We start from the raw sequence: 14,633 nt of genomic DNA on the forward strand, positions 1-14,633 counted from the left end.
CGCCCCGCGCGGCAACTTCACAGTGGGAGGGGTGGGGCGACCCCTGCCGCCGCCCCACCACCCGTCCCCCTAGAGCCCCCGAGAGAGGTCCCTGCAACCGATCTCTCGGGTTCCCCTGCACCCGAAAGTGAGGGAGACGTCTGATGAACCGCACGAGTGCGGCCCGTATCACCGGCGCCGTGTTGCTCGCCACCGGAGTCGTGACTGCTCTCAGCGTACCGGCGTTTGGCGCCCCTGCCGCACCGGTCACCCCAACCGGTTCCGATACGGAGAGCTACCCGGCAGAGTTGCTCCAAGCGGTGGAACGTGATTTGGGCCTGAACGCTGATCAGGCCCGCGTCCGGTTGGCCACTGACCAGACGTCGAGCGAAATCGCGGAGCAGGCGAAGGCCTCCCTCGGCGACGCGTTCGGCGGAGCGTGGATCGACCAGGCGAGCGGCAGACTGACCGTCGCCGTGACCAGGCCGGGACTCTCCGTGACCGGCGCCGACGTCAAGGTCGTCCAGAATTCGCTCACCCAGCTCAGCGGCACCAAGTCGGTGCTCGACCTCATGAGCGCTCCCGCGAGCATCACCAGCTGGCGTGTCGACGAGAAGTCGAACAGCGTCGTGGTCGAGGTCAACAAGAACCTCCGCGACGCGGCCGCGGACAAGTGGATCGCCACCGCCAAGGGCATCGGCGGCGCGGTTCAGGTCGCCGAGGTGACCGAGAGCCCGACCCCGCTGTACGACCTGCGCGGTGGAGACGCGATCTACATGGGCGGCGGCCGCTGCTCGCTCGGCTTCTCCGTGTCCGGTGGCTACGTGACGGCAGGCCACTGCGGCCGCGCCGGCACCGCTGTCTCCGGCTACAACCGCGTCGCGCAGGGTTCGTTCGCCGGCTCGGTGTTCCCCGGCAACGACATGGCGCACGTGCGCACCAACTCCAACTGGACCCCGCGTCCGTGGGTCAACCGCTACGGCGGCGCGAACGTGATCGTCCGCGGCTCGACCGTCGCGGCCATCGGCGCGCAGATCTGCCGTTCGGGCTCCACGACGGGCTGGCGCTGCGGCACGGTCCAGGCCTACAACCAGACCGTGAACTACCCGCAGGGCACGGTCCGCGGCCTCACCCGCACCAACGCCTGCGCGGAGCCCGGTGACTCCGGCGGTTCGTGGGTGGCGGGCTCCGGCTTCGGTCAGGCCCAGGGCGTCACGTCCGGTGGTTCCGGCAACTGCAGCAGCGGTGGGACCACGTTCTTCCAGCCGGTCAACCCGATCCTGTCGCGCTACGGGCTGACTCTGACGCGCGGCTAGATCTCAGCTGAACTGCACTGATCGTTTCGAGAGCCCGTACCAGAAGCCTTCAACGCTGGTACGGGCTTTCTCGTCGCTAGCAGCGCCCAGTGCGACGAACAGCGGTGCGAAGTGCTCAGTCCTCGGATGTGCGATCCCCGCCGCCGGAGCCTTCTGCTGGAAGTCGAGCAACGCGTCGACGTCGCCGCTGGCCAGCTGCTGGTGCGCCCAGTCGTCGAACTCCTTCGACCACGACGGCGGCTCGTAGTCCGGTCCGGCCGGGAAGTTCACGCAGCTCAGGTTGTGCGTCATGAACCCGCTGCCGACGATCAGGACGTTCTTGTCCCGCAGCGGAGCGAGCTTGCGGCCGATCTCGTGCAGCTCGCGCGGGTCGAGCGTGGGCAGCGACATCTGCAGCACCGGCACGTCCGCGTCGGGGAACATCTCCTTCAGCGGCACGTAGGCGCCGTGGTCGAGCCCGCGCCCGGCGTCCTGCTCGACGTGCCCGCCGAGGAGCTTGCGGACGTCCTCTGCGAGTTCCGGCGCACCCGGTGCCTCATACGTGACCTCGTAGTACCGCTGCGGGAATCCCCAGAAGTCGTAGACCAGCGGCACGGTCTCGGTCGCGCCGATGGTCGTCGGCGCCTCCTCCCAGTGCGCGGAGACCATCAGCACGGCCTCCGGGCGCGGGAGGGTGGCGGACCAGTCCTTGAGCTCTTTGGTCCACGTCTCGTCGTCAGCCAGCGGGGGTGCCCCGTGGCTCAGGTACAGCACAGGTGCGCTCACGGTTTCGAGCGTACGCCGTCTTGTTCAAATTTCAACTACTAAGTTCAAATTTGAACGACTCGGCTGCCTTGCGGGGGTCCTCGGCGTCGGTGATGGCCCTGACGACGACCACGCGGGTGGCTCCTGCCTGGAGGACCTCGTGGAGATTGGTGAGGTCGATGCCGCCGATCGCGAACCACGGGCGCTCGCTCGTGGTGGCCCTGACGAGGTCCAGTCCCGGTGCCGGGCGGCCCGGCTTGGTCGGCGTCGGCCAGCACGGGCCGGTGCAGAAGTAGTCCACGCCCGGTTCGTCCGCTGCCGCCCGCATCTGGTCGACGTCGTGCGTGGAGCGTCCGATCACCACGTCGTCGCCGATGATCTTCCTGGCGCGCGGAACGGGCAGGTCGTCCTGGCCGAGGTGCAGCACGTCGGCCTGGACCGCGTGCGCGATGTCCGCGCGGTCGTTGACGGCGAGGAGCCTGCCGTGGCGCTCGGAGGCTTCGGCGAGGATCTCCAGCGCCGCGATCTCCTGCTTCGCCTCGAGTGACTTGTCCCGCAACTGGATGATGTCGACGCCGCCGGCGAGGGCCGCGTCCGCGAACTCGGCCAGATCAGGCCGGTTCGGCGTGCAGAGGTAGAGCGTCGCGTCGGCGAGTCGTTGCCTGATCAGGTTTCCGTCGAGTCCTGGCACGTACGCACGTTAACCGTTATGTTGAGGTCGGTCCGCACGGGAGCCTGGAGAACACCGGGCTGAGAGGGAGCGTGGTTCGCTCCGACCGTCGAACCTGATCCGGGTCATGCCGGCGCAGGGAGCGTGAATGCCTTGAGCAGTGTGGAAGTGGCCGTCCGGGGTGGCGGTGTCATCGGCCTGTCCGTCGCGCTCGCAGCGGCACGGGCCGGGTACTCGGTCTCCGTGTTCGACGAAGGCTCGCCGCACGCGGGCTCACGGGTCGCCGGCGGCATGCTGGCGCCGTTGACGGAGGCATGGCCGGGCGAGGAAGCCGTGGTGGCACAGGGTGTTGAGGCCCTCGCACTGTGGCCTGTCTTCGCCGAGTCGATCGGTGTCGAACTGTTCACCGCCGGGACGTTGGCCGTCGGCACCCAGTCCGGCGACCTGGCCGATCTGCGGCACGCGGGAGAGTTGCTGACCTCGCGGGAGATCCGCGCGCTGGAACCTTCTTTGGGCCCAGCGGTTCGCGGTGGCGTGTACGCGCCGGGTGATCTCGCTGTCGACAACCGCCTGTTGCTTTCCGCACTGTGGAAGGCTTGCGTCGAAGCCGGTGTGGTGTCCTCAGTGGACGGACAGGTCGAGGTGATCGCGGCAGGGGCGTGGAGCGGTGCGTTGCACGCCGCGTTGCGCGACGTGATCCGGCCCGTCAAAGGCGAGATTCTGCGGCTGACGCACCGTCCTGGCGCGTTGCCACCCCCTCGGTACACCATCCGCGCCCTGGTTTCGGGCCGCCCGGTCTATCTGGTGCCGCGGGCGGGCGGCCTGGTCGTCGGCGCGACCCAGTACGAGGCCGGGTTCGACACCGACGTTTCCGTGGCCGGCGTGCGAGACCTGTTGCGGGACGCGGAAACCGTGCTGCCGGGCATCGCCGAGTACGCGCTGACGGAGGCCGCTGTCGGGTTCCGCGCGGGCAGCCCGGACAACGTCCCGATCGTGCGCTGGCTCGAACCGGGCGTCATCGCCGCGACGGGCCACCACCGCAACGGTCTCCTGCTGGCCCCGCACACCGCTCGTCTCGTGGTCGAGCTGCTCCAGGGAGGAAGTTCGTGAAGGCACAGGTCAACGGCACTGCTCGGGACTTGGCCGACGGCACGTCGGTAGCCGCCGTGGTGTCACTGGTGGGCGCGCCGGCCTCCGGCGTGGCAGTGGCCCTGGACGGCGCTGTGGTGCCGAGGGCGTTGTGGGACAAGACGATCGTGCCGGACGGCGGCGTCGTCGAGGTGCTGACCGCGGTCCAGGGAGGCTGACGTGGACGATCCGCTGATCATCGCGGGCCGGGAGTTCCGGTCCAGGCTCATCACCGGCACCGGCGGTGCCGCGAACCTCTCCGTGCTGGAACGGGCCCTGGTGGCCTCCGGCACCGAGCTGACCACCGTCGCCATGCGCCGGGTGGATTCCGCTGGGCAAACCGGCGTGCTGGAGTTGTTGCGGCGCCTCGGGATCGAGGTCCTGCCGAACACCGCGGGCTGCCGCACGTCCGCGGAGGCCGTGCTGACCGCCCAGCTCGCGCGTGAGGCGCTGGAGACGAACTGGGTGAAGCTGGAGGTCGTCCACGACGAGGAGACCCTGCTGCCGGACCCGGTCGAGCTCCTGGACGCGGCCGAGCGGCTGGTGAACGACGGGTTCGTCGTCCTGCCCTACACCAACGACGATCCGGTGCTGGCGCTGAAGCTCCAGGACATCGGCTGCGCCACGGTCATGCCGCTGGGTTCGCCGATCGGAACCGGCCTCGGCATCCGCAACCCGCACAACATCGAGCTCATCACGTCCCGAGCTTCGGTGCCGGTGGTGCTGGACGCGGGCATCGGTACCGCGTCCGACGCGGCTCTGGCGATGGAACTCGGCTGCTCAGCGGTGCTTCTGGCGACGGCGGTCACGCGCGCGCAGGACCCGGAACGGATGGGCGCCGCCATGCGTTGTGCGGTGGAGGGCGGGCGGCTGGCGCGGTTGGCCGGACGAATTCCGCAGAGGTTTTGGGCCCAAGCGTCTTCGCCGAAGGTCTGAGGTCGCTACCTTGTGTGCATACGTGTTGGGGGATGATTGAGCATTACCCATCCGCCGAGGAGGACGACTAGCCGTGACGGCCCCCATTGACGCCGAGGTCGAGGACGCGACCGCGCGCCTGTACCTGGCGATCGGCCGGCTGGCCCGGTTGCTGCGACGCACCGGTTCCCCCGGACTCGGCCCCGGCGCGGTCTCCGCGCTCGCCACGCTGGCCAGGTGCGGCCCCATGCGCCTGGGCGACCTGGCGAACAAGGAAGGCGTGGCGCCGCCGACGTTGTCCCGAATCGTCGCCGCACTGGTCGAGGCCGGCTACGTGAAGCGCGAACCCGACCCGCAGGACGGCCGCGCCTGGCTCGCCACGCCCACGCCCGAGGGCGAGACGATGGTGTCCGGCGTTCGTTCCGCGCGGGTGCGCGAGCTGCAGCGTCGGATCGAGCAGCTCAAGCCCGAGCACGTCGCGGCGCTGGTGAACGCGTTGGACGCGCTGGAGACGCTCGTCGGAGAAGAGTCGAAGTAGGGATGAGGCCGCTCCGCCGACGAGCGGCCGCTACCCCTCCAGCCTCCAGAGCGGTGACACCGGGCCGACACCTGCACCCAGCGGGTAGGACGCGGCCACCGACTTCACGATGAAGTCCTTGCCGAACCGCACGGCTTCCGGCACGGTCGCGCCCTTCGCGAGTGCCGAACTGATCGACGACGCCAAGGTGTCGCCGCTGCCGTGCGTGTGCTTGGTGTCGTAGCGCGGGCCTGGCAGTTCGATGAACTCGCTGCCGTTGTAGAGCAGGTCGAGGCACTCCGGGTCGTCCCACATGTGGCCGCCCTTCACGAGGACCCACTCCGGCCCCATGGCGTGCAGCGCTTCCGCCGCCACCCGCTGGTCCGCGCGGTCCTTGACCGCGATGCCGGTGATCAGCCGGACCTCGTCCAGGTTCGGCGTCACCAGCGTCGCGCGCGGGAAGAGCAAGTCGCGCAACGCGTTCAGCGCGTTGTCCGCGAGCAGCTGGTCGCCGTGCATCGACGCGGAGACGGGGTCGACGACGAACGGGGTCTTGCCAGAGCGCCCGATCCCGACGCGGTCCAGCGCCGGCGTGATGGCCTCGATGATGGCCGCCGACGCCAGCATGCCCGTCTTCGCGGCCTGCACGCCGATGTCCTCGGCCACCGAGATGATCTGCGCCGCAACGGTGTCCGCCGGGATTTCGGAGACACCCGTGACGCCCAGGGAGTTCTGGACCGTCACGGCGGTCAACGCGACGCAGCCGTGCACTCCGCACGCGAAGAGCGTGCGGAGGTCGGCCTGGATGCCCGCACCACCGCCGGAATCGCTTCCGGCGATGGTGAGGACCCTCGGAGGTGTTGCTGTCACGTCGTTTCCACCACTGGCAGATAGACCTTGTTGCCCGTGTCGGCGAACTCGCCGGACTTCTCCGCCATGCCCGCCTCGATCGCCTCAACAGTGGACAGACCGCGTTCCTCGGCGTAGCGCCGCACGTCCTGCGTGATCTTCATGGAGCAGAACTTCGGCCCGCACATCGAGCAGAAGTGCGCCGTCTTCGCCGGTTCCGCGGGGAGCGTCTCGTCGTGGAACGAGCGCGCGGTGTCCGGGTCGAGCGACAGGTTGAACTGGTCCTCCCAGCGGAACTCGAAGCGCGCCTTGGACAGCGCGTCGTCCCAGTCCTGGACACCGGGGTGGCCCTTGGCGAGGTCGGCGGAGTGCGCCGCGATCTTGTACGTGATCACGCCGGTCTTCACGTCGTCCCTGTTCGGCAGGCCTAGGTGCTCCTTCGGCGTGACGTAGCAGAGCATCGCGGTGCCCAGCCAGCCGATCTGCGCCGCGCCGATCGCGGACGTGATGTGGTCGTACGCCGGCGCGATGTCCGTGGCCAGCGGCCCGAGGGTGTAGAACGGCGCCTCGCCGCACCACTCCTCTTCGAGCCGGACGTTCTCGGCGATCTTGTGCATCGGCACGTGGCCGGGGCCCTCGATCATGACCTGGACGTCCTTGGCGCGCGCGATGTGCGTGAGCTCGCCGAGGGTCTTCAGCTCGGCGAACTGCGCCGCGTCGTTGGCGTCCGCGATGGAACCCGGCCGCAGCCCGTCACCCAGCGAGAACGTCACGTCGTAGGCGCGCAGGATGTCGCAGAGCTCCTCGAAGTGCGTGTAGAGGAAGCTCTCCTTGTGGTGCGCGAGGCACCAGGCAGCCATGATCGAACCGCCGCGCGAGACGATGCCGGTGACGCGCTTGGCCGTCAGCGGCACGTACCGCAGCAGCACGCCCGCGTGCACGGTCATGTAGTCGACGCCCTGCTCGCACTGCTCGATCACGGTGTCGCGATAGACCTCCCACGACAGCGCCGCCGGATCACCGTTGACCTTCTCCAGCGCCTGGTAGATCGGCACCGTGCCGACGGGAACGGGCGAGTTGCGCAGGATCCACTCGCGCGTCTCGTGAATCCGCTTGCCGGTGGAGAGGTCCATGATCGTGTCGGCACCCCAGCGGGTCGCCCACACCATCTTGTCGACCTCGTCCTCGATCGACGACGACACGGCGGAGTTGCCGATGTTGGCGTTGATCTTGACGAGGAACTTCTTGCCGATGATCATCGGCTCGGCCTCGGGGTGCTTGCGGTTCAACGGAATGACCGCACGCCCGATGGCGACCTCGTTGCGCACGAACTCCGCGTCGAGGTTCTCCCGCACCGCGATGTAGCGCATCTCCGGGGTGATGATCCCGGCCTTCGCGTACGCGAGCTGGCTGACAGCTCCGTTGATCGGTTCCCGTGCGGCGATCCACCCCGACCTGATGTCAGGCAGTCCACTGTGGACGTCAATGATCGCGTTGTCGTCGGTATACGGACCGGAAGTGTCGTAGAGATCGACATGTTCGCCGTTGGTCAGTTCCACCCTGCGGTAAGGCACACGGATGTCAGAAGAGACTTCGCGGTACACCTTGCGGGAGCCCGAGATCGGGCCGGTGGTCACACTGGGTTTGACCGAACGGTCGTCAAGTGCCGTCACGACATTCCTCCCTACGCCGGCATTACCCGGTCAGGTTCAGGCGGTCGGTGACGCCGGCACTACAGCCAGTCACCCTCTCAGCCCGCTTTGGCGCGAGCTCCCGCGTTTGTTGAGTTGTCCTCCCGACCATAGTCAGGGCGCGGCGTAGCTGCCAAGGGGACGGTTTGGCCCTAATCTTCTCCCCGTGGCTGATCACCAGCCGTTCCCGCCCGGCGCGCGTCGCGGTCAACGTCCCGCCGTGGTCTCCGCATGCCCTTCCTGCGGTGAACTCGCAGGTCGCGGCTACCCGGACTGCGGGTTCTGCGCCGAGCTGCTCGATCAGTTCTGGCTCGCGGACTGGGAAGCCCTGCGGACGTCGTCCCAGCTGGCGGACAGGGAGCTGGCCGAGCTGGTGACCTCCGCCGACGTCGGCCAGTACCCGTGGACGTGCGTCGACTGGGCGATGACGCTGCTGGCGTGCTCCCGCTGCGGCGCTGAGCTGGGCACCGGACCGGTCGAGTGCGTGCGGTGCGCGGTGACGGAGGAGCGCCGGTGGAACTGGGACCACTCGGCGCATCCGTACACGATGAGCGCCAACGAGCACCTTTTACGAGTCGCCCGCGCGGCCTTGCGCGCACCCCACCGGCGTCGGCCCGCGGTGGTGCGGGCCTGGCAGCTGGTGCTGCCGTTCCTGATCGCCGGTGAGGTGATCGAGTTCGGCCGTCTGGACCGGATCCGCGCGCACGTGCTGGCCGGCGGCTACGCGTCGATGGCCACCTGCCACACCTTCGGCGAGCTGGCCGGGTTGCCCGAGCTGTTCTGGCGCCGGGGCGACCCGATCTCAACGCGGGTCGAGTACCAGCCGGACTCCGAGCGCCAGCAGCACGCCGCCCGACAGCTTCTCGAGCGACGAACGGACCCGCGGGCGGCTGAGCCAGCCGCGGATCGTGTGCAGGATCGACGCGATGATCAGGTACCAGACGGTGTCGATGACGACCCAGAACACGGCGAGGAAGAGCAGAACCCCCTGGCCGGCCTCCCCGGCAGGCACGAACTGCGGTAGGAACGAGATCGCGAACACGCCGAGCTTCGGGTTGGCCAGGTTCACGATCAACCCGCTGCGGAACGCGTGGCTCGCCGGCGGAGGCGCCGTCTCGGGCTTGGCCTTGCTGATCAGGGCCTTGACGCCCAGGTAGATCAGGAAGACCGCGCCGCCGATCCGCAGGGCGTGGTAGGCGATCTCGGACGCCGTGAGCAGCACCGAGATGCCCAGCGCCGCGGCGACGGCCCAGCACGCGACGCCGACCTCCATGCCGAACACCGTCGCCAGCGCGGCTTTTCGCCCGTGCACCGACTGTCGCAGGACCATGGCCGTGCCGGGTCCTGGCGACAGTGCGATGAGGAACGAGGCCGCGACGAAGGCGACGAGGTTGTCCAATGGCATGCCTCTGATGGTCGCTGACAGGAGCAATTCTTTTTCGTCGGCTGGTGCTTGACCTGGAGCGCGCTCCAGGATGTTCGCTGGTGCCCATGACAGCTGTGGGGAACTTCGAAGTACCGCCTCTGGGCATCGGCACGTGGGCGATGGGAGGGCCGTTCTCGGCACCGACGGGCGAGCCGGTCGGCTGGGGACCGACCGACGACGCGGAGTCGGTGAAGGCGTTGCAGAGGTCGTTCGAGCTCGGCGTCCGGCTGTTCGACACGGCCGACGTCTACGGCTGCGGCCACTCCGAAACGCTCCTGGGGCAAGCGTTTGCGTCGGTGCGCGACGAGGTGGTGATCGCGACCAAGTGGGGTTGCCGGTTCGATGCCGAGAACCGGCGGATGATCGAGAACGACGGATCAGTCGAGTACCTGCGCCGCGCCGTCGAGGGGTCGCTGCGGCGGTTGGGGACTGACAGGATCGACGTGTACCAGCTGCACATCGGCGACCTCGGGCTCGAGGAGGCCGCCCTGCTGCGGGACGAGTGCGAGGCGCTGGTCACGGCGGGCAAGATCCGTTCGTACGGCTGGAGCACCGACGATCCCGAGCGGGCGCGGTTTTTCGGCGAGGGCGAGCACTGCGTGGCCGTGCAGGCCGACATCAACGTGTTGTTCGACAACCCGGAGATGTACTCGGAAACCTCGCTCGCGGTGCTGTGTCGTCGTCCGCTCGCGATGGGGCTGCTCGCGCGGGAGACGTTCGATGAGCTGCCCTCCGACGACGTGCGCGTCACGAACCCGTCGTGGCTGCAGTTCTTCGTCGACGGACGGCCTTCGCCGGAGTACTTCAAGGCACGCGAGGCCGTGCGGGACGTGCTGACCTCGGGCGGGCGGACCCTGGTGCAGGGTGCCCTGGCGTGGTTCTGGGCGCGTTCTCCCCGGCTGATCCCGATCCCGGGCATCCGCACGGTGGCGCAGGCCGAGGAGAACGCCGCGGCACTGTCGTTCGGGCCGTTGACCGCTGACGAGCTGGCCCAGGTGGAGTCGGTGCTCCGCCCTTAGCCCTCGTCTTCAGTCCTCGTCTTCGTCGTAGAAGTTCGCGGGGTCGGCCGGGTCCCACGAGAGGCCCGGCTGGCCCCACTCGTTGTCGCGCAGCATCCGCTTGGATTCTTTTTTGTACCGGCCGACGAGGCGGTCGATGTAGAGGTAGCCGTAGAGGTGGTCGGTCTCGTGCTGCAGGCAGCGCGCGAAGAAGCCGGTGCCCTCGACCTCGACCGGCTGCCCGTCGACGTCCTGTCCGGTGACCTTCGCCCAACGGGCGCGTCCGGTCGGGTAAGCCTCACCCGGCACGGACAGACAGCCCTCGAAGTCGTCGTCCGGGTCCGGCATGCCCTCAGGGATCTCGGAGGTCTCGAGCACCGGGTTCACGATCACGCCGCGGAACTGGTTGCCCTCGTCGTCCGGGCAGTCGTAAACGAAAACCCGCAGGTCGACACCGATCTGGTTGGCTGCGAGCCCGACTCCGCGAGCAGCAGCCATCGTCTCGAACATGTCGTCGACGAGCGTCTTCAGCTCGGTGTCGAACTCGGTGACCTCGCGCGTGGGGTTGTGGAGCACGGGGTCACCAGCGATGCGAATGCGATGCACGGCCATGGTCAGACCTTAAGTGGTCCAAAACTGTCGGTGTCGCGCGGTAGGTTGGAACGATCACGTGATTGAATTGCCCGCACCTGAGATGGTGTGGCGACCGTGGGGAGCCAGATGGATCACGCCGAGACGCTGACTACCGCTGACGGGCTGACCAGCCGTGAACGCACGATGCTCGCGTTCGAGCGTCAGTGGTGGAAGTACTCGGGATCCAAGGAACAGGCCATCAGGGAACTGTTCGACATGTCGGCCACTCGCTACTACCAGCTGCTCAACGCACTTGTTGAGAAGGAAGCCGCTCTGGCTGCCGATCCGATGCTGGTCAAGCGGTTGCGCGGCGTGCGGACAGGCCGACAGAGGGTTCGCGCACGCGCCAGGAGCACCGAGGACTGATGACCTCCCCCGAGTCCGCAAGCCCGTCCCGCCCGGCGAAGGCCGCCGGCTTCGCCCTGCTCGGCGTCGCCGCCGTGGCGCTGATCATCGGCGTTGTCAGTTTGTTCGGTGGGGGGTCTGACTCGCCGCCTTCCGCTGAGGGGTCTTCTACCGCGCCTCCGGCTTCTACCACTTCTGGGTCGCCCACTGCGCCCACTTCGGTTTCGTCGGAGCCTCCTGCTGGTACTACCACGGTTCCGCCTACCACGTCGTCTGCCGTGGTTCCGCCGCCTCCCGTTACGCAGTCCGGGGTTGCGAAGGTTCCTGTTCGGGTTTACAACAACTCGACCGTCACTGGGTTGGCCAGCAAGGCTTCGGATGAGGTTCGGGCCAATGGGTGGACTGTTGCCGAGACTGGGAACTACTCGGCTGGGACCATCCCGACCACCACTGTGTACTTCCGGCCTGGGACTGATGAAGAGGCCTCGGCACGGGAGTTGGCTGGCGTGTTGCGGGCTCGGGTTGAGCCTCGGTTCGACGGGATTCAGTCGGCGGCGGCTGGGATCATTTTGATCGTCACCAACGACTATCAGGGTGCTTCTAAGAACAAGTAGGGCTGACTGTCAGACCCGCTGAGTACGTTGAGATGTAGGGGTTCCCGGATCGGGGGGACGCCTGCGGTCGCCTGCCTGTTTCGTGTCTGTAGGTGGGCGCGTTGCGTTGTTTAGCTGGCGGTTGCGAGAGTTTTCTGGGGCTCCGCCCCAGACCCCGCCAATCTGATCAAAGACCTGTCCAGCGCCGCCTGCGGGTTGATGGCACGCCTGTTGCTTTTGGCGGCTTGCTGTTGCGTAGGTGTTTGGGGTGTGGGGTGGTCCCGTCACGAGTCGTACGCGAAGGCAGCCACACCCGAGGGGTCAGGTCAAGTCGACGAAAAGCGTGTCGACTTGACCTGACCCCTCGGGCGCGGCAACAGCATCGGCACGACTCGTGACGGGACCACCCCACCCGCGTTGTGTGTGAAAGCAGGCTCGGCTTCGCCTTCGCCTTTGCGGTCGCCTCGCCTTTGGCTTCGGCCTTTGGTTAGCGGGAGGCTGCGTAGGCCGCCAGCGATGCCAGCTGTGCTGGGTCCAGTGACGGTCGCACCACCTTGCGGGCCTTTGCCAGGTGGGCCTGCGTTACCTCGGCTGCGTCCAGCGACTCCCGCATTGCCGTCAGCGCAGCCTCTCGGACCAGGCCTGCGCAGTCTGCCGCCGAGTACATGTCCAGCTCACCGGCCAGCGCGGCCAGGTCCACGTCTTCGGCCAGTGGCGTGTTGCGGGAGGCAGCCTTGAGGATTTCTGTGCGGGCGTTGGCGTCTGGTGGTGGCACGTTGACCAGCCGCTCCAGGCGGCCTGGGCGTAGTAGGGCGGGGTCGATCAGTTCTGGGCGGTTGGTCGCGGCGATCACCACCACGTCGCGCAGGGGTTCTACGCCGTCCAGTTCGGTCAGCAGGGCTGCTACTACTCGGTCGGCTACTCCGGCGTCGGAGGATTGGCCTCGTCGGGGTGCCAGGGCGTCCACTTCGTCCAGGAAGATCAACGATGGCGCGGCGTCTGCGGCTCGGCGGAAGAGTTCGCGGACGGCTCGTTCTGACTCGCCTACGAACTTGTCCATCAGTTCTGCGCCCTTGACGGTCAGGACGTTCAGTTGGCCTGAGCCTGCTAGGGCGCGTACCAGGAACGTTTTGCCGCATCCCGGTGGGCCGTAGAGCAGCACGCCTCGTGGGGGGTCCACGCCCAGCCTGGCGAAGGAGTCCGGGTACCGCAGCGGCCACAGGGCCGCCTCGGTCAGGGACTGTTTCACCTCGGTCATGTCGCCTACGTCGTCCAGGGTCAGGCCGCCGGTTTGGATCGTGTCCGACGCGGACATCGAGATCGGGCGGACGGTGCCCAGTGCTGCCAGCAGATCCTCTTGTCCCACGCGGGGTTCTGCTACGTCGCGTTGGCGCAGGGCTGCGCGTACCGCTGCTTCGCGGCGCAGTGCGCACAGGTCGGCTGCTACGAAACCTGGCGTTCGTTCGGCCACGGCGCCGAAGTCCACATCGGACTCCAGCGGGACGTCGCGTAGGAGTACCCGCAGAAGTTCGGTGCGTGTGGCGCCGTCGGGGAGCGGCAGCGTCAGTTCTCGGTCTACCAGGTCTGGGGCGCGTAGGCGGGCGTCTACGGACTCGGCGCGGGCGGATGTGACCACCAGGGCCAGGTTCGGGCGGGAGATGGCGGTGCGCAGGATGTCCAGCACGACCGTTGCCACCGGAGGCGGGGTCGAGGGGAGCAGGGCGTCGATGTCGGTGAGGAGCAGGACGGTGGGCTGCTCGGGGACGCCGGCGATCGCGTCGCCCAGCTGTTTGGCCATCGCGCCCGGTTCCAGCACCGAGATGCTTGGGGCGGCCAACTCCACGATTGAGGCGTCGACGGAACGGGCGACGGCGCGGACCAGCGTTGCTTTGCCCACGCCTTCTGGGCCGCTGATCATGGCTGCCAGGCGAGCGGAGGCGCCCAGGCGGGTGAGCAGTTCGGGCTGGCGGAACATCAGTTCCAGCCACTCGGTTAGCCGGCGGGCCTGATCCTTCTGGCCGACCAGGTCCGCTGTGGGGAGCGCTTCGTGCTTTTCCTGCACCACCACGGGGGTGACCTCGGCGGCGGGTGCTGAGGCTGAGCGCCAACCCACGACGCTCGACGGCTGCACGGCCACCGGGCCCGCGGGGTCGGTGGAGGTGATGGTGATCAGTTCGTTGGTCCACGTCATGCCGATGGCGTTGGACAGCTTGCGGCGCGTTTCGGAGAGGTTGGCGCCGGGTGGTGGCGCCAGGTCCTGGGGGAGCAGCGAGACGCTGTCGCCGACGGTCAGGACCTTGCCGGTCAACGCCATTCGGACGTGGTCGGGGGTCAAAGCCGTGGTGGCCAGGCGGGAGCCGGCGACGGTGATCGAGCGCGCGCCCGCCACCTGCACGGGAGCGACGACGATCTCGGAACCCTCGACCACGCCGAGGTTCGTCAACGTCACGTCGTCGACGAGGACCACGCCTGGTGGTTGTTCGCCGGACGCGGCCAGGGCGGCGCTCACGCGGGCGCCGGTCAGTTTCACCGCGTCCCAGGCGCGCAGGCCCAAGGCGTCGAGCACCTCGGGGTGGAGGCGGACAACGCCTCGGCGGGTGTCCAGTGCGGACGGGGACAGGCGAGCCGTCAGCGTGATCACGCCACGACAATAGTGCGGCGGTTGCGCCGGGGTACGGCGCAACCAGCCGATCAGGACTTACTTGTGGTGACGACGAAGGCCCAGCTGGCGCCAGGACCTTCTGCGGTTGCCGGAGGTGGGTGCCGCGCCTTCCGCGGCGGCGGCCGTGGAGGCGTCGCGTCGCGGGCGGCGCACCGCGCGCATCGCTG

General features: G+C 68.2%; 16 protein-coding genes and 2 riboswitches. Of the genes, 8 read left to right on the forward strand and 8 right to left on the reverse strand.

The genetic code is table 11. The features are described from left to right. Positions 1 to 143: 143 nt before the first annotated feature. Positions 144 to 1,295, forward strand: a complete 1,152-nt coding sequence (locus FXN61_RS05235) for a S1 family peptidase (protein ID WP_167970759.1) — start codon at positions 144 to 146, stop codon at positions 1,293 to 1,295. Between the two features lie 3 nt (positions 1,296 to 1,298). Here the strand turns inward: FXN61_RS05235 and FXN61_RS05240 are convergent, their stop codons facing one another. Together FXN61_RS05240 and thiE are read right to left on the reverse strand one after the other, a co-directional pair. After that, positions 1,299 to 2,060: a dioxygenase family protein gene (locus tag FXN61_RS05240; RefSeq protein ID WP_167970761.1), complete on the reverse strand. Its 762-nt coding sequence runs from the start codon at positions 2,058 to 2,060 to the stop codon at positions 1,299 to 1,301. A 31-nt stretch (positions 2,061 to 2,091) separates the two neighbouring features. Then, a complete protein-coding gene (gene thiE, locus FXN61_RS05245; protein WP_167970763.1) occupies positions 2,092 to 2,730 on the reverse strand; it encodes a thiamine phosphate synthase in 639 nt (212 codons plus the stop codon). Positions 2,731 to 2,756: 26 nt separating this feature from the next. Then, a riboswitch (TPP riboswitch) is annotated at positions 2,757 to 2,868 on the forward strand. Between thiE and FXN61_RS05250 the strand changes: the two genes are divergently transcribed. From FXN61_RS05250 to FXN61_RS05265, 4 genes are all read left to right on the forward strand, one after another. Next, positions 2,863 to 3,819 (forward strand): FAD-dependent oxidoreductase, encoded by a 957-nt coding sequence (locus FXN61_RS05250; protein ID WP_167970765.1) that lies wholly within the window; start codon positions 2,863 to 2,865, stop codon positions 3,817 to 3,819. Its footprint overlaps the riboswitch before it by 6 nt. Further along, complete coding sequence (gene thiS / locus FXN61_RS51535; RefSeq protein ID WP_167970767.1) at positions 3,816 to 4,016, forward strand: sulfur carrier protein ThiS; 201 nt, start codon at positions 3,816 to 3,818, stop codon at positions 4,014 to 4,016. Before FXN61_RS05250 ends, thiS begins: the two co-directional genes overlap by 4 nt. 1 nt (position 4,017) lies before the next feature. Further along, positions 4,018 to 4,773: a thiazole synthase gene (locus FXN61_RS05260; RefSeq protein WP_167970769.1), complete on the forward strand. Its 756-nt coding sequence runs from the start codon at positions 4,018 to 4,020 to the stop codon at positions 4,771 to 4,773. A gap of 73 nt (positions 4,774 to 4,846) precedes the next feature. Next, positions 4,847 to 5,290 (forward strand): MarR family winged helix-turn-helix transcriptional regulator, encoded by a 444-nt coding sequence (locus FXN61_RS05265; RefSeq protein WP_312877555.1) that lies wholly within the window; start codon positions 4,847 to 4,849, stop codon positions 5,288 to 5,290. Between the two features lie 30 nt (positions 5,291 to 5,320). Here the strand turns inward: FXN61_RS05265 and thiD are convergent, their stop codons facing one another. The 4 genes from thiD to FXN61_RS05285 form a co-directional block, all read right to left on the reverse strand. Then, positions 5,321 to 6,139, reverse strand: a complete 819-nt coding sequence (thiD, locus tag FXN61_RS05270; RefSeq protein ID WP_167970771.1) for a bifunctional hydroxymethylpyrimidine kinase/phosphomethylpyrimidine kinase — start codon at positions 6,137 to 6,139, stop codon at positions 5,321 to 5,323. Continuing rightward, complete coding sequence (thiC, locus tag FXN61_RS05275) at positions 6,136 to 7,791, reverse strand: phosphomethylpyrimidine synthase ThiC (protein WP_167970773.1); 1,656 nt, start codon at positions 7,789 to 7,791, stop codon at positions 6,136 to 6,138. Before thiC ends, thiD begins: the two co-directional genes overlap by 4 nt. Next, a riboswitch (TPP riboswitch) is annotated at positions 7,782 to 7,905 on the reverse strand. It overlaps the preceding gene by 10 nt. Positions 7,906 to 8,109: 204 nt before the next feature. Continuing rightward, a complete protein-coding gene (locus tag FXN61_RS05280) occupies positions 8,110 to 8,367 on the reverse strand; it encodes a hypothetical protein (protein WP_167970775.1) in 258 nt (85 codons plus the stop codon). A gap of 244 nt (positions 8,368 to 8,611) precedes the next feature. Next, positions 8,612 to 9,214 carry a LysE family translocator gene (locus FXN61_RS05285; RefSeq protein WP_167970777.1) on the reverse strand — a complete coding sequence of 201 codons (603 nt, stop codon included), beginning with the start codon at positions 9,212 to 9,214 and terminating at the stop codon, positions 8,612 to 8,614. 86 nt (positions 9,215 to 9,300) lie between these two features. On the opposite strand from FXN61_RS05285, the gene FXN61_RS05290 reads away from it, so the two are divergent. Next, positions 9,301 to 10,254 (forward strand): aldo/keto reductase, encoded by a 954-nt coding sequence (locus FXN61_RS05290; protein WP_167970779.1) that lies wholly within the window; start codon positions 9,301 to 9,303, stop codon positions 10,252 to 10,254. A 9-nt stretch (positions 10,255 to 10,263) separates the two neighbouring features. Here the strand turns inward: FXN61_RS05290 and FXN61_RS05295 are convergent, their stop codons facing one another. Next, a complete protein-coding gene (locus FXN61_RS05295; RefSeq protein WP_167970781.1) occupies positions 10,264 to 10,845 on the reverse strand; it encodes a peptide deformylase in 582 nt (193 codons plus the stop codon). Positions 10,846 to 10,953: 108 nt separating this feature from the next. Between FXN61_RS05295 and FXN61_RS05300 the strand changes: the two genes are divergently transcribed. Both FXN61_RS05300 and FXN61_RS05305 read left to right on the forward strand, forming a co-directional pair. Then, positions 10,954 to 11,232, forward strand: coding sequence for a DUF3263 domain-containing protein (locus FXN61_RS05300; protein ID WP_167970783.1), 279 nt, complete (start codon positions 10,954 to 10,956; stop codon positions 11,230 to 11,232). Next, positions 11,232 to 11,825, forward strand: a complete 594-nt coding sequence (locus FXN61_RS05305; protein WP_167970785.1) for a LytR C-terminal domain-containing protein — start codon at positions 11,232 to 11,234, stop codon at positions 11,823 to 11,825. Before FXN61_RS05300 ends, FXN61_RS05305 begins: the two co-directional genes overlap by 1 nt. A 466-nt stretch (positions 11,826 to 12,291) precedes the next feature. Here the strand turns inward: FXN61_RS05305 and FXN61_RS05310 are convergent, their stop codons facing one another. Then, positions 12,292 to 14,445, reverse strand: a complete 2,154-nt coding sequence (locus tag FXN61_RS05310) for an AAA family ATPase (protein WP_167970786.1) — start codon at positions 14,443 to 14,445, stop codon at positions 12,292 to 12,294. Positions 14,446 to 14,633: the final 188 nt, after the last annotated feature.

The organism is Lentzea indica, assembly GCF_012184385.1.
GTDB lineage: Bacteria > Actinomycetota > Actinomycetes > Mycobacteriales > Pseudonocardiaceae > Lentzea > Lentzea indica.